23 protein-coding genes are annotated in these 24200 nt (G+C 75.2%); 7 read left to right on the forward strand and 16 right to left on the reverse strand.

Features of this window, described 5'->3' with window-relative positions; all coding sequences use genetic code 11:
• Nucleotides 1-111: 111 nt before the first annotated feature.
• Nucleotides 112-2253: an FUSC family protein gene (locus tag ADL34_RS31545; protein WP_062664864.1), complete on the reverse strand. Its 2142-nt coding sequence runs from the start codon at nt 2251-2253 to the stop codon at nt 112-114.
• A 222-nt stretch (nt 2254-2475) separates the two neighbouring features.
• Here ADL34_RS31545 and ADL34_RS31550 point away from each other — a divergent pair, with 222 nt between their 5' ends.
• Nucleotides 2476-3606 carry an AI-2E family transporter gene (locus ADL34_RS31550; protein WP_062664861.1) on the forward strand — a complete coding sequence of 377 codons (1131 nt, stop codon included), beginning with the start codon at nt 2476-2478 and terminating at the stop codon, nt 3604-3606.
• Between the two features lie 18 nt (nt 3607-3624).
• On the opposite strand, the gene ADL34_RS31555 is transcribed toward ADL34_RS31550, so the two are convergent.
• The 10 genes from ADL34_RS31555 to ADL34_RS31600 form a co-directional block, all read right to left on the reverse strand.
• Complete coding sequence (locus tag ADL34_RS31555; RefSeq protein WP_062664859.1) at nt 3625-4299, reverse strand: adenosylcobinamide amidohydrolase; 675 nt, start codon at nt 4297-4299, stop codon at nt 3625-3627.
• A 101-nt stretch (nt 4300-4400) separates the two neighbouring features.
• Nucleotides 4401-5693, reverse strand: a complete 1293-nt coding sequence (locus tag ADL34_RS31560; protein ID WP_062664857.1) for an ABC transporter substrate-binding protein — start codon at nt 5691-5693, stop codon at nt 4401-4403.
• Complete coding sequence (locus ADL34_RS31565) at nt 5690-6829, reverse strand: branched-chain amino acid ABC transporter permease (RefSeq protein WP_420714239.1); 1140 nt, start codon at nt 6827-6829, stop codon at nt 5690-5692. The genes ADL34_RS31560 and ADL34_RS31565 overlap by 4 nt, the downstream gene beginning before the upstream one ends.
• Nucleotides 6822-7721: a branched-chain amino acid ABC transporter permease gene (locus ADL34_RS31570; RefSeq protein ID WP_062664855.1), complete on the reverse strand. Its 900-nt coding sequence runs from the start codon at nt 7719-7721 to the stop codon at nt 6822-6824. The genes ADL34_RS31565 and ADL34_RS31570 overlap by 8 nt, the downstream gene beginning before the upstream one ends.
• The gene (locus tag ADL34_RS31575; RefSeq protein WP_062664853.1) at nt 7718-8518 is read right to left on the reverse strand and encodes an ABC transporter ATP-binding protein; all 801 of its coding nucleotides are present in this window, start codon (nt 8516-8518) and stop codon (nt 7718-7720) included. Before ADL34_RS31575 ends, ADL34_RS31570 begins: the two co-directional genes overlap by 4 nt.
• Nucleotides 8515-9333: an ABC transporter ATP-binding protein gene (locus ADL34_RS31580; RefSeq protein ID WP_062664851.1), complete on the reverse strand. Its 819-nt coding sequence runs from the start codon at nt 9331-9333 to the stop codon at nt 8515-8517. Before ADL34_RS31580 ends, ADL34_RS31575 begins: the two co-directional genes overlap by 4 nt.
• 280 nt (nt 9334-9613) lie before the next feature.
• A complete protein-coding gene (locus tag ADL34_RS31585) occupies nt 9614-10180 on the reverse strand; it encodes a PH domain-containing protein (RefSeq protein ID WP_079034002.1) in 567 nt (188 codons plus the stop codon).
• Between the two features lie 100 nt (nt 10181-10280).
• Nucleotides 10281-11591, reverse strand: coding sequence for a helix-turn-helix domain-containing protein (locus tag ADL34_RS31590; RefSeq protein ID WP_062664847.1), 1311 nt, complete (start codon nt 11589-11591; stop codon nt 10281-10283).
• 215 nt (nt 11592-11806) lie between these two features.
• Nucleotides 11807-13330: a helix-turn-helix domain-containing protein gene (locus ADL34_RS31595; RefSeq protein ID WP_079034001.1), complete on the reverse strand. Its 1524-nt coding sequence runs from the start codon at nt 13328-13330 to the stop codon at nt 11807-11809.
• 208 nt (nt 13331-13538) lie between these two features.
• Nucleotides 13539-14450, reverse strand: coding sequence for a lipase (locus ADL34_RS31600; protein ID WP_062664843.1), 912 nt, complete (start codon nt 14448-14450; stop codon nt 13539-13541).
• A 278-nt stretch (nt 14451-14728) separates the two neighbouring features.
• Here ADL34_RS31600 and ADL34_RS31605 point away from each other — a divergent pair, with 278 nt between their 5' ends.
• The 3 genes from ADL34_RS31605 (at nt 14729) to ADL34_RS31615 (ending at nt 16800) form a co-directional block, all read left to right on the forward strand.
• On the forward strand, nt 14729-15376 hold the full coding sequence (locus ADL34_RS31605; RefSeq protein ID WP_062664841.1) for a dihydrofolate reductase family protein: 648 nt from the start codon (nt 14729-14731) through the stop codon (nt 15374-15376).
• Between the two features lie 124 nt (nt 15377-15500).
• Nucleotides 15501-16340 (forward strand): DUF1206 domain-containing protein, encoded by an 840-nt coding sequence (locus tag ADL34_RS31610; protein ID WP_062664839.1) that lies wholly within the window; start codon nt 15501-15503, stop codon nt 16338-16340.
• Between the two features lie 28 nt (nt 16341-16368).
• Nucleotides 16369-16800: a hypothetical protein gene (locus ADL34_RS31615; protein ID WP_062664837.1), complete on the forward strand. Its 432-nt coding sequence runs from the start codon at nt 16369-16371 to the stop codon at nt 16798-16800.
• A 66-nt stretch (nt 16801-16866) separates the two neighbouring features.
• Here ADL34_RS31615 and ADL34_RS31620 read toward each other — a convergent pair whose 3' ends face one another.
• Entirely contained in the window at nt 16867-17874 is a 1008-nt protein-coding gene (locus ADL34_RS31620) for a helix-turn-helix transcriptional regulator (protein WP_062664836.1), read from the reverse strand.
• Between the two features lie 94 nt (nt 17875-17968).
• On the opposite strand from ADL34_RS31620, the gene ADL34_RS31625 reads away from it, so the two are divergent.
• Together ADL34_RS31625 and ADL34_RS31630 are read left to right on the forward strand one after the other, a co-directional pair.
• The gene (locus ADL34_RS31625) at nt 17969-18370 is read left to right on the forward strand and encodes a VOC family protein (protein WP_062664834.1); all 402 of its coding nucleotides are present in this window, start codon (nt 17969-17971) and stop codon (nt 18368-18370) included.
• Nucleotides 18371-18482: 112 nt separating this feature from the next.
• The gene (locus ADL34_RS31630) at nt 18483-19610 is read left to right on the forward strand and encodes a hypothetical protein (RefSeq protein WP_062664832.1); all 1128 of its coding nucleotides are present in this window, start codon (nt 18483-18485) and stop codon (nt 19608-19610) included.
• Nucleotides 19611-19761: 151 nt separating this feature from the next.
• Here ADL34_RS31630 and ADL34_RS31635 read toward each other — a convergent pair whose 3' ends face one another.
• The 4 genes from ADL34_RS31635 to ADL34_RS31650 form a co-directional block, all read right to left on the reverse strand.
• The gene (locus tag ADL34_RS31635) at nt 19762-20643 is read right to left on the reverse strand and encodes an SDR family oxidoreductase (RefSeq protein ID WP_062665056.1); all 882 of its coding nucleotides are present in this window, start codon (nt 20641-20643) and stop codon (nt 19762-19764) included.
• A 65-nt stretch (nt 20644-20708) separates the two neighbouring features.
• Nucleotides 20709-21170, reverse strand: coding sequence for a hypothetical protein (locus ADL34_RS31640; RefSeq protein ID WP_062664830.1), 462 nt, complete (start codon nt 21168-21170; stop codon nt 20709-20711).
• 48 nt (nt 21171-21218) lie between these two features.
• Nucleotides 21219-22838, reverse strand: coding sequence for a phytoene desaturase family protein (locus ADL34_RS31645; protein WP_062664828.1), 1620 nt, complete (start codon nt 22836-22838; stop codon nt 21219-21221).
• Nucleotides 22831-23334 (reverse strand): SRPBCC family protein, encoded by a 504-nt coding sequence (locus tag ADL34_RS31650; RefSeq protein WP_062664825.1) that lies wholly within the window; start codon nt 23332-23334, stop codon nt 22831-22833. Before ADL34_RS31650 ends, ADL34_RS31645 begins: the two co-directional genes overlap by 8 nt.
• Nucleotides 23335-23462: 128 nt before the next feature.
• On the opposite strand from ADL34_RS31650, the gene ADL34_RS31655 reads away from it, so the two are divergent.
• The gene (locus ADL34_RS31655) at nt 23463-24149 is read left to right on the forward strand and encodes a DNA alkylation repair protein (protein ID WP_062664823.1); all 687 of its coding nucleotides are present in this window, start codon (nt 23463-23465) and stop codon (nt 24147-24149) included.
• Nucleotides 24150-24200: the final 51 nt, after the last annotated feature.

Consider the following 24200-nt stretch of genomic DNA (forward strand, 5'->3'; position numbering starts at 1 on the left):
CCCCGGGGCCCGCGGCTCACCCGGCTGTCCCAGGTCCCGTGCCGACCGGAACCGGTACATGTCGGAGTGAAACGGACTCCCAGTGGACCACCGCCCGGGCACGTTCCCGCGCTACGGCACGGGGTTTCGCCCGCTCGAACCGCCAGGGGGTGCGAGCGCTCCGGGCAGCCGGGACTCGATCCGGCCGAGCTGGGCGGCCAGGCCGCGCAGCCAGGTGTCGAGGTCGACCAGCGCCGGCGTGGGCGGCCCCGGCGGGCGCTCGGCCGGGGGGTCCGTCCGCCGGGGCGGCGGCGGTTCACCGGCGCACAGCGCGGCCAGCCGGTCGGTGGTCTCGGCGAGGGCCCGGGCGCCGGCCCGTTCCCGGTCGGCCGCGGACGGCGGCAGCGCCGCGACGGGGAGGTCGAAGCGGGGCAGCCACTGGGCGCCCAGGAAGACGTGGTGCGCGGTCATGAGGACGGCCTGCCAGTCGGCCCCGCCGTGCCCGCCGCCCCCGGGTTCGCTGCGGAACTGCGCGTAGGCGGCCTCCGCGAGCCGGTACCGGTGCAGGGCGGGCAGCGTCGGCGGGGGCGGCACCGACCCGGGCGGCACGGCGGCGAGCATGCCGACGGTGCCCTTGATCAGGGGGCCGCACTCGCGCAGGAGCCCCGCCATGGTGCGGCGCGCCTCCGCCCGCGCACCGGACGGCCAGGCCAGCAGTCCGCACAGCAGTCCGATCGCGCTGCCGGTGACGACGTCCACGACGCGGGCCTCGGCCAGTTGCCAGGACGCCGGGGTGATCTGGGCGAAGGCGGACGACACCACCAGCGTGAACAGCCCCTGCGCCCAGGCGATGCCGAGCAGCGGCCCCACGGAGAACGCGAGCAGCATGGCGGGGGCCAGCATCGCGGCGTAGGCGTCGGTGTGCCGGCCCAGCCCGATGAGCAGCGCCCCGGCGGTGACGGCGCCCAGCAGGTTGCCGAGGACGGCCAGGCGGATCGCCGCCCAGGTCTCGCCGACGGTGGTCCGGCTCAGGGTGAGCACGGTCAGCAGCACCCAGAAGCCGTGGGCCAGGTCGAGCGACCCGGCGACGAGCCGTGCCGCGGCGAGCGCCAGCGCGATGCGCAACGCGTTGTGGAACTGCACGGAACGCGGTGTCAGGTTCCCGGTGATCCGCCGCAGCCACAGCCGCGGGGTGGTGCTGTACGTGTACCAGAACAGCACCGGCGGGTCGATGGGCGCGGTACGCCGCCCGTCCAGGCCGACCCGCACGGAGATCTCCAGGGTGCGCACGGCCTCGGCGATCGACAGCAGCAGCGCCTGCCGGCGCAGCACGTCCGCGGGCGGCACCTCTTCGGCGGGTCCGGCGGCCTGCCGGACGCGGATGCGCTGGAAGTCCTCGATCGCTTCGTCCATGCGGTGCGGGCCGGGCGCGGCGCGGCCGGTGCGCAACGCGGTGACGGTCTCGTCGAGCAGGCCCGTCACCCGTGGCAGGAGCGAACGCAGGGCCCGGTCCGTGCCGTTCGCGCCCTGCCCCCCGGTGGCGAGGGCGCGCAGCTCGCCGGTCTCGGTCAGATGGGCCAGCAGTTCGAGGAGCCGGCGGCCGGCGGTCCCCGCCTGGGCCAGCCCGCGCATGGCGCGTCCGGGTCCGGCGGGCCGCTGCGCGGGCGCCACCCCGGACAGCCGCAGCCGCGCCCCCGCCTCGCGCAGGGCCTGCGGGGAGAGCACGGCCTCCCCCGTGACGGCGTCGCGGGCCGTCCGCAGTGCCGCCGCGAGCGCGGCACGGTAGGTCGGGTCGGGCGGGTCCGGCAGGACGAACAGTTCGCACAGCACGAGGAGCAGCACGCCGAGGGAGAGTCCCGCCAGCCGCAGCCCCAGCGCGCCGGGGTCGTACGGCGGGAAGCACGCGAGGATGTAGAACAGCTGGAGCGCGGGGGCGGCCCCGGCCGGGCGGGGGCCCGCGACGGCCGCGAAGGCCAGCAGGAAGCCCACGACGAGCATGCCGAGCACGGCCGCCCAGGTGTGCACGGCCAGCGCGGTGCCGAGCGCCACCAGCGCGAGGCCCACGGGCAGGGCCTTGAGCATGACCGCGGCCCGCTGCCGCCCGGAGCCCGGGACGGTGGACAGCAGGCCCAGCGAGATCGGCGCGAAGAGCGCGTACAGCGCGAGCACCGGCTCGTCGAAGCCGTACAGGCAGGTGTAGAAGCCCACGGACGCGGCGAGCGCCACGCGCACCGCCCGGCGCAGGATCGCGGTCCGCCGCGCCGGGCCGGTCACGGCCGGTGCCCGCGGTGCGTCGCCGTCCGCACCGGCGGCGAACCCTCAGCGCCCATCAGCATGTCCTCCCGGGCCGGCGCCCACGGCGACGCGTCACGGCATGACGCGACCGGGCGGCCGGAGATGCCGTACATCTCCTGATTGTCGTGGGGTACCGGCCTTCGGGCGAATTCCCGGCGCCGTCCGCGATCCGCCGGACACCCGGTGGTAGGGGGCTTGGAGATGGCCACCTCCCGCGATCCGTCCTCCCCGCCGCCGGGTCGCCCGGGCGGCGCGGGCACGGGCGTGCCGGGCTGGCTGCGGACGTCGGCCGCCTACGCGTGGCGGATCATCGCGGTCGCGGTCGTCGTACGGGCCGCCTTCTCGGTGCTCGGGCAGTTCCACCGGATCGCCGTCGCCGTGTTCCTGGCGCTGGTCCTCACCACGGTGCTGCGGCCGGTCACCGGGCTCCTCGCCCGCCGGCTGCCCCGGCCGCTCGCGGTGGCGACGGCCCTCGTCGGCGCCCTCGCGCTCGTGATCGGGGCGCTGGTGCTGGTCGCCGAGACGGTGGCCGATCAGCGCAGGGGCCTGCAGAGCGAGTTCGAGAAGGGCATCGACCGGATCGAGGACCAGTTGGAGGGGCCGCCGTTCCGGCTGCCCGAGGACACCTTCAGCGATGTGCAGAAGCGGATCGGCACCCTGCTGTCCGAGCACCGTTCCACGGTCATCAGTGAGGCCGTGAGCGGGGCGAGCCGGCTCGTGGAGGTCCTCACCGTGCTCGCGCTGGCGCTGTTCTGCGCCGTGTTCTTCACGCATTCGGGCGACCGGCAGTGGCGGTGGATCTGCGACCAGCTCCCCGCGTCCGCGCGACGGCCGGTCGGGGTGGCGGGCCGGGCCGCCTGGCGGACCTTCACGGGGTACACGCACGGCATCCTGCTGGTCGCGGGCACCAACGCCGTGCTCGTCGGGGTCGCCCTGCTCGCGCTGCGGGTGCCACTCGCCGTGCCGCTCGCGCTGCTGGAGTTCGCGGCCGCCTTCATCCCGTTGATCGGCTCACCCGTCGCGCTGGCCGTCGCGGCCGTCGTGGCGCTGGCGGCGAAGGGGCCGATGACGGCGCTGATCGTGGTGGCCCTGATCGTCGTCATCGGGCAGCTCGAGGGGCATGTGCTGCATCCCCTCGTGCTGAGCTGGGCGGTCAGCCTGCACCCCGTCGTCGTGGCTCTGGCCGTCGTGGGCGGGGCCATCGCGGCCGGGTTCATCGGCGCGGTGGTGGCCGTGCCCTTCGTGGCCGTCCTGTGGTCGGTGCGGCAGGCGCTGCGGGGCATGGACACCGGCCGTGAGGTCACGGCGAGCGGTGGTCCGACGGAGAGCTAGTGCTGTGACCGGAAAGGTTCACCGGCTCGCGGCGCCGACCGCCCGGTGGACCGCGCGGGCCACGCGGGAACCCCACAGGGAGCGGGGCCCGCCGAACGCGTGCGTCTCCTCGCCGGGGCGCGGGCGGCGCGCGGCCACGCACACGGCGTCCGTGGGGGTGCCGGAGCAGTCGAGCCCGGCGTCGACCAGCGCCTGCACCTTCGCCTCGGTCGCGGTCATCACCGTGTTGACCAGGGCCGCGTCGGTCAGGGCCACGGGCACGGCGACCACGATGTTCACGGTCCCGGGGCGAACGGCCGGCGAGGCGGTCTCCGTCCAGTCCGCCGCCCAGCCGCGCACGCCGAGGCCCGCGGTGGCGACGGCCGTGACCCCGCCGTCGTGCCCGCTGCCGTACGCCCGGACGTCCGCGGCCGTCATCAGCCCGACGCCCGGCCCGTGCGCGCCCGCGTCCCGGGCGAGTCCGGCGAGGTGCCGGTCCGGGTCGGTGCGCCGGTAGCCGTGGGCGACCTGCGCGTTGAGGACCCAGGCGCGTTCACCGATGCCCCCGCCGAGGACGGCGTTGCTGATCATCCGCCAGCCCTCCCCGGCCCGCCACAGCAGGGAACCAAGCGACTCGCCGTCCTCCGTGCGGGTCAGCAGCTCCACCGGCGTCGGCGAGGGAGCGGGACGGGACGGGGGTACGACGGAGGTCACCGGGAACTTCTCCTCGCGCGGCTGGGGACCGGCTGATCGTACGGGACGGGCGGGGGCCGCCGGGGCCCGCCCGTCCCGTACGGGGACGGCCTGGCGCGTCGTCAGCCGCGGGAGTCCAGGTACTCCTTCACCCCGGGCGCGGTCTGCGCGTCCTCCTCGTTCACGACGGCGCCGACCGCCTTGGCGTCGGGCTTGAGCACATAGCTCTCGGTGCTGGCCGGCCGGGCCTTGTCGGAGAAGTCCTGCGCCGTGCCGAGGCCGACGTCGACCGCGGACTGCCCGCGGTGCGCCGCGACCACGTCCTCGCGGGCCAGACTGCCCTTCTCGCAGGCCTTCTTCAGGTCGTCGCCCAGGATCCGGGCGGCGTTGTAGCCAGACAGCACCCCGGCGTCCAGCAGGGAGCCCGGGTACTTCTTCTGGTAGGCGGCGACCATCTCGCGCACCCCGGGCAGGTCGGAGCTGACCGCGGGTGCCGCGCTGACGATGTGCAGCAGGGCGGCGAGGGCCGGCGCGGCCGGTGTCTTCATCAGCTGCGGGGCGTAGCCGGGGGCGCTGCTGACCACGGGCACCTTCAGGCCCCGTGAGGCGGCGACACCGACCAGCGAGGCGGTCTGGGCGGGCCCGGCGCTGATGAGGATCGCCTTGACGCCCTCCTTCCGCAGCGCCGAGACCTGGGCGGACAGGTCGGTGTCGGTCGCCTTGATCTTCTGCCCGGCGACCTTCACACCCGCCTTCTTCGCGGCCCACTCGGAGCCTTCGAGCGCGTTGGCGCCGTAGTCGCCCTCGAAGTAGACGTGCCCGATCGTGTCGCCCTTCGCGACCTTCTTGGTGCGGGTGAGGTAGTCGACGGCGGCGATCATGTCGACGTCGTAGGTGGTGCCCAGGACCTGCACGGAGTCCTTGCCGAGCAGGGAGGCTGCCCAGGCCTGCGGGAAGGTCAGCACCTTGTCCCGTTCGATGTCGTCGAGCAGCGCGGCCATCACGGGCGAGCCGATGACCTGGGGCAGGGCGACGACGTCGGAGGAGAGGTCGGCGTAGGCGGTGACCGCCTTCTGGACGTCGTAGCCGTGGTCCTTGACGACGATCTCCACGCGCCGGTCGCAGATGCCGCCGTCGGCGTTGACCTCGTCGGCCCACATCTGCTGGGCCTGCACGATGCTCTTGCCGAGGGTCGCGTACGGCCCGGTGAGGTCCGTCAGCGCGCCCAGCCTGAGCGTCTTGTCGGTGACGCCGGGGCCGGTCTTGATGCCGCCGGCGCCCTCCCCGGCGTTCTTGGAGGAGTCGGCCTTGGAGCTGCATCCGGTGCCGGCGAGCAGCAGGGCGGCGAGGGCCGCGGCCAGGAGGGTCCTGGTGCGGGGGGCGGCGCGGTGCGCGGGGTCGTGCGTGGGCTTCACGGGGTGGGCTCCTTGGCTCGTACGGCTGACGCGGGGGACGGGGAGGGCGCGGTGGCGCCGGCGGGCGGGGGCGCGGCGCGGATGCGGCGCAGACGGGCGCGCAGGCGGCGGGCCAGGCCGTGCAGTCCGTCGGGGGCGAAGAGGAGGATCAGCACGATCGCGGCGCCGTAGAGGTAGCGGGCGGCCTCGGTGGGGCCGACGGTGCCGTCGTCGGTGCCCGGGGCCGCGACGAGCGGGAGCTGGTCGGCGTAACGGGTCATCAGCAGGGGCAGCGCCGTGACGAAGACCGCGCCCGCGGTGGCGCCCGCGACCGAGCCGAGCCCGCCGATGACGATCATCGCGAGGTAGTCGATGGACAGGACGAGTCCGAAGTAGTCGGGCACCACCCGGCGGAAGGCCAGCGCGAGCAGCACCCCGGCGAGGCCCGCGTACATCGACGACACCACGAACGCGGCCGCGCGGTGGCGGGCGACGTCGACGCCCATCACGGCGGCGGCGGTCTCGCTGTCGCGCAGCGCCACCAGGGCGCGTCCGGGACGGCCCCGCAGCAGCCCCCGGGCGGTGAACCAGGTGACCGCGAACAGGGCGAGCCCCAGGTACCACAGGCGCTCCTCGGCCCCGAACGGCACGCCCAGGAGCGTCAGTTCGGAGTCGCTGGAGAAGGAGAACCCGCCGAGTTCCAGCGGCGGCACGGAACGGCCGTTGAAGCCGCCGGTCACGGAGTCCGCGGTGAGCAGGACGTGGTGGCCGAGGAAGACCAGGGCCAGCGTGGCGACGCCCAGGTAGACGCCGCGCACCCGGCCGGCGACGGGGCTGAACAGCCCGCCCGCCGCCCCGGCCAGCAGCACCGCCAGCACGGCGGCCACGGAGGTCGGGAGCCCCGGTCCGGGCTCGCCGGCCAGCCACACATAGCCGTAGGCGCCGACGGCGAGGAAGAAGGCGTGGCCGAGGGAGAGTTGGCCGGCGGTGCCGGACAGCAGGCCGAGGCCCACCGCGCCGACGGCCGCGGCCATCGAGAACAGGCCGATGCGCAGCCAGAACGCGTCCAGGTAGAAGGGCAGGGCGCACAGGACGGCCACGGCGGCAAAGGTCCGGCCGAGGCGCAGCGCGCGGGTGCGGGAGGGTCGTTCAGACACGGACCGCCGCCTTTCCGCCGAACAGCCCGGTGGGCCGGACGAGCAGCACGAGCACCATCACCGCGTAGGGGGCGACGTCTCCGAACCCCTCGCCGAGGACGTGCAGTTCGGACTGGTAGCCGGCGACGAGCGCCTCGGTGAGTCCGATCAGCAGGCTGCCGGCGAGCGCGCCCGGCGGGGACGCCATGCCGCCGAGGATCGCCGCGGGGAACGCCTTCAGGGCGATCTGCCCGGTCGTCCGTTCCAGGCCGGGGGCGGGGAACGCGGCGAGGAAGACGGCCGCGAGGGCCGCGAGGGCGCCGGCCAGGCACCAGGCGAGCATCCGGACCCGCACCAGCCGCACGCCCATGAGGGAGGCGGCCTCGACGTCCTCGGCGGCGGCCCGCAGCGACAGGCCCCAGGAGGTGTACCGGAAGAGGGCGAAGACGCCGGTGATGACGAGGGCCGAGACGACGATGGCGGCGATCCGGCTGTCGGCCACGGTGACCGGGCCCAGCGCGCTGACGTCGTCGCCCCAGGGGTCGCCGAGCGAGAGGAGGTCGCCGCCGATGCGCCGGGACAGGTCGGTGAGGATGACGATGTCGACGCCGATGGTGACGATGGTCTGGACGTGGGCGGTGTGCGGGTCCGCTCCCCCGCCGGCCTGGAGCAGGAAGCGGTCCATGGCGCCGGCCACGGCCGCGGTGACCAGGACGGACACGGCGAGGGCGGCGGCGAAGCCGAGGTCGTCGTGGAGCACGGCGGTGAGGTAGCCGCCGAGCAGCAGCAGCGAGCCGTGCGCGAAGTTCATGACGCCGGACGCCTTGAAGATGATGACGAAGCCGAGGGCGACGAGGGCGTAGACCGCGCCCAGGGCGAGGCCGTTGAATAGGGTGTCCAGGAAGGTGGTCATGCGGCGTCCTCCTCGTCGGCGCCGGTGCCGAGGTAGGCGCGCAGCACCTCGGGGTCGCCGCGGACCTCGTCGGGGGTGCCGTGGGCGATGACCCGGCCGAAGTCGAGGACGGTGACCTCGTCGGCGAGCCGCATCACCAGGCCCATGTCGTGTTCCACGAGGACGACGGACAGGCCGAGTTCGGCGCGTACGGTGTGCACGACCTCGACGGCGCGGGCGCGTTCGGCCGCGTTCATCCCGGCGACCGGCTCGTCCAGCAGCAGGACGCTCGGTTCCAGGCACAGGGCGCGCGCGAACTCCACCCGCTTGCGGTCGCCGTAGGACAGCAGGGCGACGGGGCTGTCGAAGTGCTCGGCGAGGCCGGTGAGTTCGGCGATCTCGCGGGCCCGTGCGAGGTGTGTGCGCTGCTCGCGGCGGGCGTGCGGCAGGCGCAGCGCGCTGGCTGCGAAGCCGGCCCGGGACAGGGCGTGCCGGCCGAGCATCAGGTTGTCGGCGACGGTGCCCTGGGTGGTGACGATGTTCTGGAAGGTGCGGGCCACGCCGAGGGCGGCGATGCGGTGCGGGGCGAGCCGGGTCAGGTCGGCGCCGCCGAGGCGTACGGTGCCGGACGCCGGGCGGCACAGTCCCGAGAGGACGTTGAAGCAGGTGGACTTGCCGGCTCCGTTGGGGCCGATGAGCGCGTGGACGGTGCCCGGGGCGACGGTGAAGGACACCGTGTCCAGGGCGGTGAGACTGGCGAAGCGGACGGTCACGTCCGTCACGGCCAGTTCCGGCGGTGCGGTGGTGCGGACGGTCACGCGGCTCCCTGCCCCTCGGTGGTCTTCGTCGCCCCGCCGGCGTCGCCGGGCTCCGGTGTCTCCCCCAGGTACAGCCGGCGTACGGCGTCGGTGCGGGCGAGTTCGTCGGCGGGCCCGGACAGCCGGACCTCGCCGACCTCCAGGACGTGGGCGGTGTCGGCGAGGGACAGCGCCATGCCCGCGTTCTGCTCGACCAGCAGGACGGCGGTGCCCTGCGCGTTGATCTCGCGGACGACCTCGGCGATCCGGTACACCATCTGCGGGGCGAGGCCCAGGGAGGGTTCGTCCAGCAGGAGCAGCCGTGGCGCGGCCATCAGGGCGCGGCCGATGGCGAGCATCTGCTGTTCGCCGCCGGAGAGCAGTCCCGCGGCCTGCCGGGTGCGTTCGGCCAGCCGCGGGAAGAGGGTGAAGACCCGGTCGCGGGCCTCGTCGACCTGCGCCGGTCTACGCCGCCCCAGGCCGAGGCCGCCGGTGCGCAGGTTCTCGTCGACGGTGAGCCCGGCGAAGACACGGCGGCCCTCGGGTACCTGGACGACCCCGGCGCGCACGGCGGCGACCGGGTCGCGTCCGTCGAGTTCCGTGGCTCCGTAGCGGATCCGGCCGGCCGTGACGGCGCCGCGGTGCAGGCGCAGCGTGCCGGACACGGCGCGCAGGAGGGTCGTCTTGCCGGCCCCGTTGGCGCCGAGCAGGGCGACGACCGAGCCGTGCGGGACGGTCAGGGACACGGAACGCAGGGCGGACACGGCCCGGCCGTAGGTCACGTCGAGGGCTTCGACGCGCAGGGCCGGCTCGTCGTCCGGTGGTGCTTCGGGCATCACGTCTCCTCGGATCCGTGCCGCGCGGCACGAGTGCGTCGGGGGGAGGGGCAGCCCACGACAGCACGCCCGCGACCGGCCGGTACAGGCCCGCGCCCCAGGTCGCTGCGCGGTCCCAACGGGGGTGGCCCGGGGTTGTGCGGGTGCCCACCAGGCCCTTGGCGCCGGGAGCCGGGCCAGCACCGCCGGGAGCCGGAACAGCACACCTGGAGGCTCCGCGGCCGCGAGTCCGGACACCCCCTAGGGGGTGTGTTGCCGATCAGGCCGGGCAAGACACCCCCTAGAGGCTCTTCAGGATCTCCGTCCTGCGGTCCCGGTACTCCTGGTCCGTGATGGTGCCGGACGCGCGCAGTCCGTCCAAGGTGGCCAGGCGCGCGGCGACGTGGCCGGCGGAGCCGGGCGCGGGCGGGCCGCCGGCGGCGAGGCGGTGGCCCAGCAGGTCGGCGAAGGCCGTGCCCTGGTCCCGGGGGACCTGCCGGAGCTCGGTCCCGCCACCGGCCGCGACGACGCGCAGCGTGCCCGTGAGCAGGCCGCCGGTCCACTGGACGGAGCTGATCCGGTCGTACGGGAACTCCTGCACCGTCCGCGTCAGCAGGCCGTGGCCGTAGAGGAGCAGGCGCCGGTCCGTCATGACGAGGACGCCGGTGCCGCGGCCGTGGGCGCCCGTGGCGAGCAGCTGCACGGTCTCGCCCTCGCTGAGCACCTCGGGCAGCCGCCGTACCGCGTGCCGCACGCCGAGGGAGGCGACGCGGAAGGCCACGGCGTTCACCCTGGTCCGCACGCCGCCGCGCGGCCAGGGCCGGGGCGCGGGCGGGAGGGGCCCGCGCCGGTGTCCCCTGTCAGCCATGGCGCCTCCAGCCGACCGGCCCCCCGGCCTCCTCACCCGAGTGCACCATCCGGTGCCCGGCCGCGCATCTCCGTACGGCGGCCGGGGCGGGCGCGGCCGGTCAGCCGCGCAGCAGGCGCCGGGCCGTCAGGGCGAGGCTGATCTCGACCACGTCGACCGGGCGGGCCAGGGAGCGGCCGGTGAGCTGTTCGCAGCGGCGCAGCCGGTTCAGGACGGTGTTGCGGTGGCAGTACAGCCGCTCCCCGGCCCGCTGGGCGGAGCCGTCGCAGTCGAACCAGGCGGTCAGGGTGTCCAGCAGGACGTCCCGGTCGGCCGGATCGAGGCGCAGCAGCGGGCCTAGCACCTGCTGGGTGAGGGTGGCGCCCAGCTCGGGGCAGGAGACCACGAGGGCCTCGGGCAGATGCTCGGTGAGCCGGACGGTGCCGCCCCCGGGCGGGCAGATGCCGAGCGCGAGGTCGGCGAGACGGCGGGCGTCGCCGACCGCGGCCAGGCCGTTCACCGTGCCGCCGACGCCGACGCGCCGCCCGGGCACGCCGTCGGCGGTGAGGCCCAGCGCCTCCACGGGGTCGCGGCCGTCCGTGTCGTCGCCGTCGTCGCCGTCGTTTCCCTCGTCGCCGACCAGGACGATGCCGTGGTCCACATCCCCTCCTGAGTGCCAGTACACGCTCGCACCGGGCGGTACGGCGGTGGCGCGGACGCCCGCCGGCAGTTGCGGCCGGCCGCCGGCGACCGCGACGACGACGTAGCGGCCCTGCTCCGGCAGGCGCAGGCCCTCGGCGGTCTCCGGCAGGTCGGCGATGCGGCTCGTGCCGTCGAGGAGGGCGGCCGCGAGGAGCCGCACCCGGTTCTCGCGCCGCCAGGCGAGCTGCCGCTCGGTGTGTCGGTACGCCTCGGCGACGATGCCGCAGTGTTCGTCGACGAAGTCCCACACGTCGGTGGCGACGTGCACGAGGAGCCGGACGTCCTCGGGCGCCGAGCGGGAGGTCTCCTCGACCAGCCGCTGCCAGACCAGGGAGCCGCCGAGCCGGAACGCGTGCAGCAGGGCGTCCAGCGGGAGCCCCTGCTCGGCGCGGGCGACCCCGATCCGCCAGGTGCAGCGGTGCGCGGCGTCGCGGGTGCCGCGCGGGTCGAGCAGGGAGGTGACGCTGTGCCGCAGGGAGCGGTGGGCCTCCTCCCAGGTGGCGCCGTGGTCGTGGGCCAGCGCGGTGCGGTAGGCGGGTTCCTGTTCGCCGAGGGCGGCCAGGAGCCGGTCGGTGAGCGCCGGGAGGTCGTCGAGCAGGACGCGGGCCGCCCGGTGCAGGACGCGCAGCGCGTCGGCGTCGATCAGCGACCGCAGGCGCGGGGCCCGCTGCCGCGGCACGGGCACCGGTCCGGTGCGGATCATGGCGCGTGCGCGTACGGCAGGATGCATCGCGGTCCTCCCCCAGCCTCGGCTTCCCGGCAGGGCTCCGGCGCCGGGCCGGCTCAGCGGTGTCCGGCGGGGTGCGCTGCCCGTGCGGCGGTCGCCACCCGAATCGTCCTGCATCGAAGGATGGCATACCGTCCGGTCGGTCCCTAGGGGTGTGCAGCCGTATTCTTCGGTTGGGGCCGGTCGCGGCCGCCCGCGCGGGGCTGTCCCGGCACGGCTCACCGGTCCTCCTGGCCGACCATGAGCGCCAGTTCGATACGGGAACGGACGCCGAGCGCGGCGAAGACGTTGCGCAGGTGGTAGTCGACGGTGCGGGTGCTGACGGCGAGCCGCTGGGCCACCTCGCGGTTGGTGGCGCCCTCGGCCACGTACCGGGCGACGCGCAGCTGCTGCGGAGTGAGCCGGGCCAGGCCCGCGGCCCGCTCGGTCCTGGACGCGGCGCCGTTGGCCCGCAGTTCGCCGCGGGTCTGCTCGGCCCAGGCGCCGGCGCCGCAGCGCTCGAACCCGACCAGGGCGGCCCCGAGGCGGGCGCGGGCCTCGCGCAGACGCCGGCGCCGGCGCAGCCAGCGGCCGTACAGCAGCTCGGTGCGGGCGCGCTCGAAGTCACCGCCCGCCTCGTCGTGCAGGGCGAGCGCCCGCAGGTAGAGGGCGTCGGCGCGGTCGCCGGGGGTGAGCAGGGCCCGGCAGCGGGCCAGCTGCGCCGGGGCGTGCGGGTCGGCGCCGAAAGCCGCCCACAGCTCGAGGTCGCCGAGGACCGCCCGCGCGTCCTCGGGGTGCCCGGCGAGCACCGCGGCCTCCACGTGGCACGGTACGGCGAGCATCCACACGGCGAAGTGCCCGCGCCGGGCGCCGGGTCCGACGAGCGGCCCGAGCCGGTCGGCGGCGTCCAGAGGGCGGCCCCGGGCCAGATCGGCGCGGGCGACGGCCCATTCGGCGAGGGTCGCCGCCTGCGCCAGGCCGTGCCGGCGGGCGACGGCGAGGGCGGTCGCCGCGTGCCCCTCGACCGCGCCCGTGTCGCCCTCGATCGAGGCGGCCAGGGCCAGCATGGCGTGGTGGCTGGCCGCGGTGTTGCGGTGCCCGGCCAGCGCGGCGGCCCGGACGCCCTCCTCGGCGTGGGCGCGCGCCTGCGCGTGTCGGCCGGCCCGCAGTTCGCCGTAGGCGAGGTACTCCAGGGCACGCGCCTCCGACGCGGCGCAGTCCGCGTTGCGGGCCGAGGCCAGGGCGCGGGCGCCGGCGGCGCGGGCCTCCCTCAGGTCCCCGAGCAGCAGAGCCGCGGACGCCGCCCGCAGCAGGCGTTCGGGCCGGTCGTCCGCGCGGGCGCGGTCGAGCACCCGCCGCAGCGGGCCGACGGCCTGCTCGGGGCGCCGGGCCAGCAGCGCGCGCATGCCGTCGCGGTGGTCCCGCAGGAAGGCGTCCCGGGCCCACCGCGGTCCGGAGGAGGCGTCCGCCGGACCGTCGCCGTCAAGGGTGCTCAGGCAGGCCGCGATGTCGCCCGCCGCCCAGGCGGCCTCGGCCGCGGACATCCGGGCCGCCTCGGCCAGTTCGGGGGCGTCGGCGGCGAGCAGGGACGCGGCCAGCAGCAGGCTCTCCCGGGCGTCGTCCACCGGCCCGTCGAACAACTGCCGCCTGCCTCGAGCGAGTTCGAGGCGCCCCCGGTCGACCACGACCGGCCCGGCGCCGTCCTCACGGGTCCGGCCCCGCCCCGGGGGAGCCGTCCGCGTGCTGCTCCTGTCTGTGGTCATTCCCGTGACGTTACGGGCGCGTAACGCGACGCGGAAGGCCCGCGTCCGTGCGGGCCGGGCCGAAATACCGGGCGTCACCTGCGCGTTGGCGGGGGTGGCGGCGTGGCGGGACTGTGCCGGCGCCCAGCCGTCCGCGCCGGGGGCCGTGCCCGGGCACAACGGGGCGGTGGACGCCGTGCGCGCGTCCACCGCCCCGGTCTGTGCGATGTCAGGAGGTGTGGGGGCAGTTGCCCCGGTACTCCTCGATGGTCAGGCTCGGCCGGGGCAGCGGGCACAGGAACTGCTCGTAGCGGGTGTCGTTGTCGATGAACCGCTTGAGCCAGGAGATGCTGTACTTCGCGATCGTCGTGTTCGACGTGTTGGGCGTGAAGTGGGTCGCCCCGTTCAGCTCCAGGTACGCCCGGTCGAGGCTCGAGGACAGGCCGCTGTAGAACGGCTCGGCATGGGTGGCGACCGGGGCGATGGTGTCGCCGTCGGCGCCGAAGATCAGGGTCGGGGTGGTGAGTTCGGGCCAGCTCTGGTCGAGGTTCCACGGGGTCAGCGGGATCGCCGCCTGGAGCGACGGACGGGTCTTGGCGGCCTCCAGGCTGCCGCCGCCGCCCATGGAGTGGCCCATGACGCCGAGGCGGCTCGCGTCGACCCGCCCGCGCACCGAACTGCGCTGGGTCAGGTAGTCCAGCGCGGCCAGGAGCTGGCGGCCCCGCGAGTCGGGCTGGTCGACGGTGGTGTTCGTGTCGATGGTGAACACCACGAAGCCCTGCGAGGCGAGCCGCGGTCCCAGCCAGGCGATCGACGACTCGTAGGCGGTGAAGCCGGGCGAGACGGCCACGGCGCCGAAGGTGCCGTCGCTGGTCGAGGTCGGGTAGTAGATGGTGCCGCCGCCGAATCCGGTGACCGAGAGCGAGGAGACGGAGGTCTGCGACACGGCGTACGGGCCGCGCAGGGCCTCGATGCTGGAGGTGGTCGGAGCCGGTCCGCGCTCGTACGGATTGTCGGCGGCGTGGGCGCCCGGACCACCGAGCGTGCCGAGTCCGAGGAGCGCGGCGAGGGCCACGGCGGCGCCGGCCAGGCGTCCGGTCCGGCGCCTCGCGGGCTCGGTGCTGTGGGGGTGCAGCTGCACGGGTCGTCCTCTCTGTCATGGCGGGCGGCCGGCGCCACGGGCACGCGGGACATGGGGAGTCGGCCGCGTGCCCGCGGCGGGGCCCGCCGTGGGCTGGCCGTGTCACTGTCGGGGACCGTGCGGCCCGCGGGGACCGGCAATGTCACCGGTCTCGTGGCGGGCGCGACGCGCCGTGCGCCGTTTCGCTGCGCGGCGGACGCGGAGCGGCCAAGCTGGGGCGTGGAACCTCCGACCGCAGGAGCATGGAATCTCCGACCGCAGGAGCAGGGAGCCGCCGCATGTCACTCGCCCGTGTGCACAACTTCTCGGTCTCGCTCGACGGCTTCGCCACGGGCGAGGGACTCAGCCGCGAGGCGCCGTTCGGGCATGCCGGGGAACGGCTGCACCAGTGGATGTTCGCCACCCGCTGGTGGCGCGAGAGGAGCGGCGAGAAGGGCGGGACCAGCGGCCCCGACGACGCGTTCGTCCGGCGGTTCGAACCCGGGATCGGCGCCGAGATCATGGGCGCCGGCAAGTACGGCTATCCCGGCTGGCACGAGGACCCCGAGTGGAAGGGGTGGTGGGGGCCGAATCCGCCGTTCCACACCCCGACGTTCGTGCTCACCCGGCACACCCGGCCGCCGGTCGCCATGGAGGGCGGCACCACGTTCCACTTCCTCGACACCTCGCCGGCCGCCGCGCTGGAGACGGCGCGTGAGGCCGCGGGCGGGCAGGACGTGCGGATCGGCGGGGGTGCCACCGTGATCCGGGACTTCCTCGCCGCCCGGCTGATCGACCATCTGCACGTGGTGGTCGTGCCGATCGTGCTCGGCCGGGGCGTCCGGCTCTGGGACGGGCTGGAGGACCTGGAGAAGGACTACACCGTCGACACGGTCACCACGTCGAGCGGCGTCACCCATCTCACCTTCGACCGGACCGGCGGCTGACCCCTCCGGCACACACGCCCCTCCCGGCACCCGCGTTCCCGCCGGTCACGTCCCGGACGGCCCGGATGGAAGCGCCGCGTGTGCGGTGGCCCCGCCGGGGCATCCGCATGTCCGGGAGGTCTACATGAACACGAGTGCGATGGCGTCGGCCGGAGGGCTGCGGGCCCGGCGGGCCGCGCGGGGTTCGGTCACGCGGGGGGCGGCACGGGCCGGGTTGGCCGCGCGTGGGGTGATCTATCTGCTGGTCGGGGCGCTGGCCCTCCAGGTCGCGTTCGGCGGCACCGGCCGGCAGGCCGACCGCGGGGGTGCCCTGGCCGAGCTGTCGCAGCGGCCGTTCGGCGCGGTCCTGCTGTGGGCGCTGGGCATCGGGCTGGTCGGCATGGCGCTGTGGCGGCTGAGCGAGGCCGTCTTCGGTTCCCTCGGTGAGGACGGGCGCAGCCCGCGCAAGCGGCTGCTGGCCGCGGTCCGCTGCGGGTTCTATGTCTTCGTCGCCTATTCCGTGCTGTACTTCGCGGCCACCCGGCACCAGAGCGGCGGCGGGTCCAGCGACAAGCAGTCGCGGGACGTGACCGCACGGGCGCTGGAGCTGCCCGGGGGTCAGTGGCTGGTCGGTGCGGCCGGGATCGGCGTCGTGGCCGCCGGCGTCTGGATCGGGGCGCGGGCGGTCATGCGCAAGTACCACGACAAGCTCCAGCTGGGCCGGATGAGCCGCCGCACCCGGCGGCTGGTCGACGTCACCGGGGTGGCCGGCGGGGCGGCGCGCGGTCTGGTGTTCGCCGCGGCCGGCGTCTTCGCGGTCCGTGCCGCCGTCGAGTACGAGCCGGACCGGGCGAAGGGGGTGGACGACACGCTGCGCAGCCTCGCCGACACGCCGCTCGGGCCGTGGCTGCTGGTGTGCGTGGCGGCGGGCCTGGTGCTGTTCGGGATCTTCTCCTTCGCACTCGCCCGCTGGCGTCGTGTGTGAGCCGCGCCGCGCGGGAAACACGGGGCGAATGAGCGAATTCGAGATTCCGCAAGGCGACGGCCGGCCCGTGGACGTGTACCTGGACCTCCTGCGCATTCGGATGGACACGGAGGACTACCGCCTCCTGCGACGCCTGGTGGAGCCCGTGCTCCAGGCGATCGAGGAGGAGCGCCTGTCCAGCCTCGACCTCGCGCTCGACTCCGGGGCCGACGACCTGCCCCAAGAGGTCCGTGAAGAGGCCGCCCTCGTGATCGCCACCGCGGTCACCGGCCGCATGGACAACGAGGTGGTCGAGATCGACGTCGACGAGACCGGTCCCGTTCGCATCGTCACCGACGCCACCACCGCTTCCGACCCGGAACGCCTCGGCGAGATCGCCGAGTACATCAGGGAACGGCACAAGGAGACGGAGGAGCTGCGCGGCATCGCCGAGGTCAGCGGTCTCTCCACCGACTTCTGAACCAGAGCGGCGACCGAGGGGTGTCCCCGGAGCCACGGCTCCCCGGGCACCCCTTCGGCGTGCCGCTCAGGCCGGTCCCCGGGGCGAGGTGCGGCGCGCGGAGGCGGCCAGGCGGTCGGCGAGCGCCGCGACGAGGTCGCGCAGGGCGGCGGGGCGCTCGACGACGAAGGGCCGGTCGAGGGCGGCCAGCACCGGAGGGAGCCAGTCCAGCCGCTCCGCCCGCAGCTCGGCCCTCAGCCAGCTCCCGTCGGCCCCGTCCTGGCCGTCCATGGCCCCGGTGTCCTCCAGGACCGCGACGCCGGCGGGCAGGTGGGCGCGGATCTCGCCCGCCGTCGCCCGGATCCGCAGGGTCACCTCATGCCGGTATGCGGCCGTGGCGAACCCGGACACGACGCGCTCGGCCGGACCGGGTCCCTCCGGCGCGGGGAACGAGCCGGGCAGGGCCCGCACGCCCGCGATGCGGTCGAGCCGGAGGGTGCGGTCCTCGTCGATCCCGGGGTCCCGGCCGGTGAGGTACCACCGACCCGCGTGCGCGACGATCCCGTACGCGTGCAGGGTGCGGTCGCTGCGGCGCCCCTCGCGGTCGGTGTAGCGGATCGCGACGGGCCGTCGGTGGCGCACGGCGTCGGCGAGGGCCAGCAGCACCCCGGCGTCCGGGGTGTCCTGCTCCTCGGGCGCGTCGGTGAAGGAGAGGGATTGCAGGAGGCCGTCGAGCCGGTGGGCGAGGTGCCGGGGCAGCACGCGCCGGATCTTCGCCGACGCCGTCTCGGCTGCCGTGCGCTGGGCCGCGGTCAGCCCCGCCCGGCGCCCGGCGACCAGGCCGAGCAGCACGGCCAGCGCCTCCTCGTCGCCGAGCATCAGCGGGGGAAGCCGGTGGCCGGGGCCGAGCCGGTAGCCGCCGTAGCGCCCGCGCACCGACTCCACGGGGACGTCCAGCTCGATCAGCTGTTCCAAGTACCGCCGCACGGTGCGCCCCTCGACGCCGAGTCTTTCGGCCAGCTCGGCCACGGTACGGGTGCCGCCGGACTGCAGCAGCTCCAGGAGGGTCAGCACGCGGGCGGTCGGTCGGGACATACGCCGAAACCTACCGCGGATACAGGACCGATTCTGTCCTCTATCTCGCCTAGCCTCGCGGTGCAAGCCGTCCAGCACGACCCGGGAGAGCCCCATGCAGTTCGTCTCCGTCCGTATGATCACCGCCGACGTGGCCCGCCTCGTCGCGTTCTACGAGCGCGTCCTGGGGGTGCCCGCCGCCTGGGCCACCGAGGAGTTCGCCGAGCTCAGGACCCCGGCGGCGACCCTCGCGATCGCCGGCACCGGCACCGTCCCGCTGTTCGCCCCGGGGTCCGCCCGCCCGGCGGACAACCACAGCGTGATCATCGAGTTCCTCGTCGACGACGTGGACCGCGTGCACGCGAACCTGGCGGGCGTCGTCGACGACGTCGTCGCCGGGCCCACCACGATGCCGTGGGGCAACCGGTCCCTGCTGTTCCGCGACCCCGACGGGACCCTCGTGAACTTCTTCACCCCGGTCACCCCCGCGGCCCGGGAGAAGTTCGGGCGGGGCTGACCCGCGGCCCCGGGGTCGCGTTTCGGTCACGGGGGCCACGTCCGAAGATCAACTCCGTCTATCCTTCCGCTGCCTGCCAACCCAAGGCCGGCCCAGGACGACGGGGGACGACATGACATACCGGCGCGCGGCGATACCGGCGGTGGCCGGGGCCATACTGATCACGTTGCTGCTGTGGTGGGCGGGCGCGAGCGCCCACGCCCTCCAGCTCCAGGGCGCCACCCGCGCGCTCGGCATCGAGTCCGTCCAGGAGCTGCGCCGCTGGCTCGCCCCCTGGGCCTACGACGCGTCGGTGCTGACCCCCGCCGGTGACGACACGGGGGTGAGCGGGACCCCGGGGTACTCCGATCTGCGACGCACCGGGATGCAGATCAGATTCGTGGCGCTCTTCGTCTTCTACGGGGCGGGCGCGCTGCTCCTCCTGCGCAGGATGCCGCCCTCGCACGGGCGGACGCCCGGCACGCTGCTCGCGCTGTGGGCGTGGGGGCCGGTGGCCGGCACGCTCGCGGCCGCCGTCTCCACCCCGTGGCTGATCGCCTCGGGCGGGCGGGGCAGCTACCGGTTCCTGCCGCAGCTGGCCGCCGGTGTCGAGTCGAGCGGACCGGTGGCGGTGCTCGTGGCCCTGCTGACCGCCGGGCTCACGGTGCTGGTGGGGCGAGCCGTCGCCAAGGACGGGGAGACACCGCCCCGGCCCGCAGTGCCGGCCCGCCCCGCCCGCCTGGCCGCGTCCCTCGGCACCGCCGTGGTCGCAGTGTCCCTGCTGATCCTCTCCTACGACCGGGTCGCGGCCCGCATCCACACCGCGTTCAGCGGCTCGGGCCGGCTGTCCGAGCCCGGCGACCTGCTGCGCCAGTGGCTGATCCTCGGCGGCTGGACGGGCCCGTCGACCACGCCGTTCGGCGACTGGCTGGTGTACCGCCTCGTCGACGTGCTGATGCTGGCGGTGGTGTGGTGGGCCCTGCGGCTGCTGCCGGGTCTGCTGACCCGGGTCACCTTCCCCGCGATGGCGGCCGGCGGCGTCTGCGCGACGGTGCTGGCCCTGCTGACGGGCCAGGTGCTGCGTATCCCGCTCGACGACACGCTGGGCGTCTGGGGCCCGACCCACTTCCTGGCCGCCCTCGGCGCCCACGTCCCGGCCGCGCTCACCTTCGGGACCCTGGCGGGCACGACGGCCTACGCGGCCCTCCGCCTGACAGGCGAACACCCGACGCCGGCTCCTCAGCCGGTCCCGACCGCCTGAGGCCCCCGAAACGCCGGACACACGCGCCGGATACCGGGAGCCGCCCTCAGCGGCGCCCGGCGCGCCCACCGTCGAGGCTGGCCGGCACGGCGGCCCACGCGGCCGTGCGCCTGACGGGCGAGCCCATCACGCCGGATGCCGGGAGCCGCCCTCAGCGGCGCCCGGCGGACGCCGTTCGGTCGGCCTCTCCGCCTGCGCCCAGGAGGCCGGTGTGGTCGAAGGGGATCTCCGCCTCCAGCCGGGGCATGGCGCGGCGGGCCACGCGCAGCACGACCGGGGGCATCGCCGCGCGTACCGGCTGGGTCAGGCGCAGCCACGCCGGGGCGTAGACGGCCGTACGGCGGCGTTCGAGGCCGGTGACCAGACGGGCGGCGATCTGCTCCACCGGGTACACCCGGCGTGCGGGCGGTGGCATGTGGCCGCGCAGTTCGCGCAGGACGGCGTACCGGTCGGCGTCCCGGATCATGTCGGTGTCGGTCCAGTTGAGGTAGGCGATTCCCACGCCGACCCCGCGGTGCGCCACCTCTGCGCGCAGGGAGTGCGCGAAGGCCTCGACGCCCGCTTTGGAGGCGCAGTAGGCGCTCATCAGGGGCGCGGCGCCGATCGCGGCGAGCGAGGCGACCTGGAGGAGGAACCCCCGGGTGTCGAAGAGGTCCGGCAGGAAGGCACGTGCCGTGTGGGCGCTGCCGGTGAGGTTGACCTCCACGACGCGGGCCCAGTCTGCGGGGTCCGAGGAGGGGAAGGGCCCGCCCTCGGCGATCCCCGCGTTGGCCACCACGGCGGACACGGGACCGAGCCCGGCCCGTACCCGTGCGGCGGCGTCCGCGAGGGCGTCGGGGTCGGTGATGTCGGCCTCGACGGCCAGCGCCGGTCCCGGCAGTTCCTCGGCCAGTGCTTCCAGTTCCGGCTTCTCATGGCCCAGCAGGGCCAGGCGGGCGCCGCGTCCGGCGATCTGCCGGGCCATGGCGGCGCCCAGGCCGCGGGCGGCTCCGGTGACGACGACCGTCCGGTCGGCGAGCGGGCTGCTGCGCACGGGCGGTCCCTCCTCTCGGTTGCGACGGCGGTCGCGGTCGCCGGTGCGGCCGGGCACGGCCGGCGTCAGGACTCCTCGGTCGGCGGCACCGGCGTGTGGTGGGGGTGGCCGGGGGTCCGGCGCTCCTCCTTCATCTCCGCCTCGAACAGGTGGTCCGTGCCGTCGGCGAGCTCTCGCAGCGCACGCGCCTCCAGCTCCTGGAACGGGCGGTAGTAGGTGGCGTTGTAGGCCTCGACGATCTGGAACGTCCAGTGCCCGGGGATGACGTTGCGGCCGAGGATCTCCTCGCGGACCTTCTCGGCCCACTCGGGATGCCCGGCCTCGCGCAGCAGCTCGACCGCGCGGTCGAGCTGCAGGTCGGCGGTCCCGGTCAGCTGGTGGAAGTCGTAGAGGCGACCGCGGGCCCGCTCGGTGGTCTCCAAGGCCTTCGAGAGCGCCCCGAGTGCCTCGACGGTCTGGTCGTCGACCCCGGCGGGGCGGGGCCGGATGCGGTCGTGGGTCGCGGGGGCGTCGTCGTGCGCGGTCATCGTTCTCCTCGACGGCGTCGTGCGGTCAGCGGTGGGTGGGGCGTGAGGTCATCGTCGTGTGCCGGTGCGGTCGCGGCCGCTCAGGTAGCGCTGGGCGCGGGCCAGTCCGGGCGGCCGGTTGCGGTGCAGGGCGGCGCGTGCGGCGTTCGCGCCGGGCGCGCCGTGCACTCCGCCGCCCGGGTGAGCCCCGGAGGAGGCCAGGAACAGCCCGGGGACGGGGGTCTCCGGACGGCCGGTGCCGGGGACGGGCCGGAAGAAGAGCTGCTGGTGCATGGCGGTGGTGCCGCCGTTGATGGCACCGCCCATCAGGTTGCCGTTCAGGGCTTGCAGGGCCGGCGGTGCGAGGACGCGACGGGCCCGGATCAGCCGGCGGAAGCCGGGAGCGAAGCGTTCCACCTGGCGTTCCATCCGGTCGGCCATCAGTTCCTGGTCCTTTGCGTTCCAGATGCCGGTGATGTTCTCGTCCCCGGCGTCGGCGCGGATGTCGTGGGGCACGTGGGTGTAGGCCCAGGCGGACTCGGTGCCCAGCGGGGAGCGGGAGGCGTCGGAGGTGGTCATCTGGCCGAAGAGCAGGAAGGGGCGGTCCGGGACCTGCCGCATGGCGATCTGCGCGGCGAAGCGGGTGAGTTCGTCCACGCCGTCGGCGAGGTGCACGGTGCCGGCGCGGGCGGCCTGCTCGGCCTGCCAGGGCACCGGCCCGTCGAGCGCCCAGTCGACCTTGAAGGTGGCGAAGTCCCACTGGAAGCGCCGCAGGTCGTCCAGTGTCTGCGGGGGCAGATGCTCGGGTTCGACCAGGTCGCCGTAGAGGGCGGGCACGGACAGGTCGGCCAGGACCGCCCGGCGGGCCGCCACGGCGTCGCCGGTGGCGGTCCGTACGCCGACGGCGCGTCCGCCGCGCACGACGACCCGCTCCACACGCTGTCCGCAGCGCACCTCGCCGCCGAGCGAGCGGAGCCGCCGCACGAGGGCGTCGGTCAGCGCGCCGGATCCGCCGGCCGGCACCGGGAAGCCGTACGTCTGCCCCAGCATCGTCATCAGCCAGCCGAAGCCGCCGCTGCCGGCCGACTCCGGGGCGAGGTCGGCGTGCAGGGCGTTGCCGGCGAGCAGGACCCGCCCGCCCTGGCCGCGGAACTCCTCCTCGCCGAGGCGGCGCACCGGCAGGACCAGGCTGCGGGCCATGCGCAGTCCGCCCGCGGCCCGCAGCCGCAGGGCGAGCCGCGCCCCCGCCCGCACCGGCGGGAACGGCGTGAACAGGGTGTCCAGCAGGTCGGGGCGCAGCCGCTCCCAGATGTCGTGCAGGCGCCGCCAGGCGTCCCCGTCGCCCGGTGCGAACGCCTCCAGCGACGCGGCGGTGACGTCGACGTCACGGTCCAGCAGGGCGCAGCTGCCGTCCGTGAGGGGGTGGGCGACGACGCTGGGCGCGTGACTCCAGCGCAGTCCGTGGTTCTCCAGACGCAGCCCGGCCAGCACCGGCGACGCGGCGGCGAGCGGGTAGAACGAGCTGAACAGGTCGTTGACGAAGTCGGGGTCCACCCCCCGGTCGTGACGGACCGCGCCGCCCGGCTCCGGCTGCTCCTCCAGCACCTCCACGTGCCATCCGGCGTCGGCGAGGACGTTGGCGGCGACCAGACCGTTGGGGCCGGCGCCGATCACCACGGCGTCAGGCATGGCCGGCTCCGTGAGCCTCCGCGGGACCGGCGGTGTCCTGCCGGTCCGGCCGCGCGTCCGGGTTCGCCTCGCTCTCGCAGAGCCGTGCGAGACGGGCGAGCATGGGTCGGTGCCGGAGCTGGATCAGTGCCTCGAAGCCGGCGTTGTGCAGCCGGCCGCCGGCGCCCTGAAGGGGGTGCTCGTCCACGATGACCAGGGTCTTCTCGCCCCACGACCGGACCTCGATGGAGATGCGGGCCGTGCCCAGCGGGCCCGCCTTGGCCTCCAGCTCCAGCAGGCGGCCCTCCTCGTACCGGCGGACGACCGTCTCGTTGACCAGGCGGACCGGGCCGATCCTGATCTCGAAGCGGATGGCCGAGCCCGTCTGCGGCCACTGTCCGCGTACGGGTTCGGACCGCGCGGTGCCCACGACCCATTCCGCGTACCGGGTGCCGTCCGAGAGGACGTCCCAGACGGCACTCGGCCCGACGTGGATCAGACGATGGCGTACGGCCACGGAGACCTCCCAGATGCCGGGACCGCGTCGGCGGTCCGCTTCGCCGCCCGGGTTCCCGCACTCCGGACGTCCAACCGGCGCCGTATGCTGCCCGCGCACAGCAGGGCGTGTTTCGACGGGAGGCCGTGATGGCGGAGGCGGCGGGGACCGGTACGACGGTGACCGGGGTGATGGCCGAGCTTGCCGCGCTGGAGGACCCCAGGGCACGCGCGGTGAACGAGCGGCACGGCGACGACCACGGCGTGAACCTGGGCAGGCTCCGTGCGGTCGCCAAGCGGCTGAAGACGCAGCAGGAGCTCGCGCGCGAGCTGTGGGCGACGGGTGACTCGGCGGCGCGGCTGCTGGCCCTGCTGATCTGCCGTCCGAAGGCGTTCGGGCGGGACGAGCTGGACGGGATGCTGCGGGAGGCGCGCACCCCCAAGGTGCACGACTGGCTCGTGACGTACGTGGTGCGCAAGAGCCCGCACGCCGAGGAGCTGCGCGTCGCCTGGTTCGCCGATCCGGACCCCGTGGTCGCGAGCGCCGGCTGGGCGCTGACCACCGAGCGGGTGGCGAGGCGGCCGGACGGCCTGGACCTGCCGGGGCTGCTCGACACGATCGAGGCGGAGATGAAGGACGCCCCGCCGCGGCTGCAGTGGGCGATGAACCACTGCCTGGCCCAGATCGGCATCGAGCACCCCGGGTACCGGGCGCGGGCGATCGCCGTCGGCGAGCGGCTGGAGGTGCTGAAGGACTATCCGACGTCCCCCGGCTGCACCTCGCCGTTCGCGCCTGTCTGGATCGACGAGATGGTGCGCCGGCGCGCGGAGGCCTAGGGGGTGTCCTGCCGATCAGGCCGGGCTCGCGGGGTCCGGCCTGATCCGAAC

The organism is Streptomyces sp. NRRL WC-3605, from assembly GCF_001509795.1.
In the GTDB taxonomy this organism is placed as follows: domain Bacteria; phylum Actinomycetota; class Actinomycetes; order Streptomycetales; family Streptomycetaceae; genus Streptomyces; species Streptomyces viridochromogenes.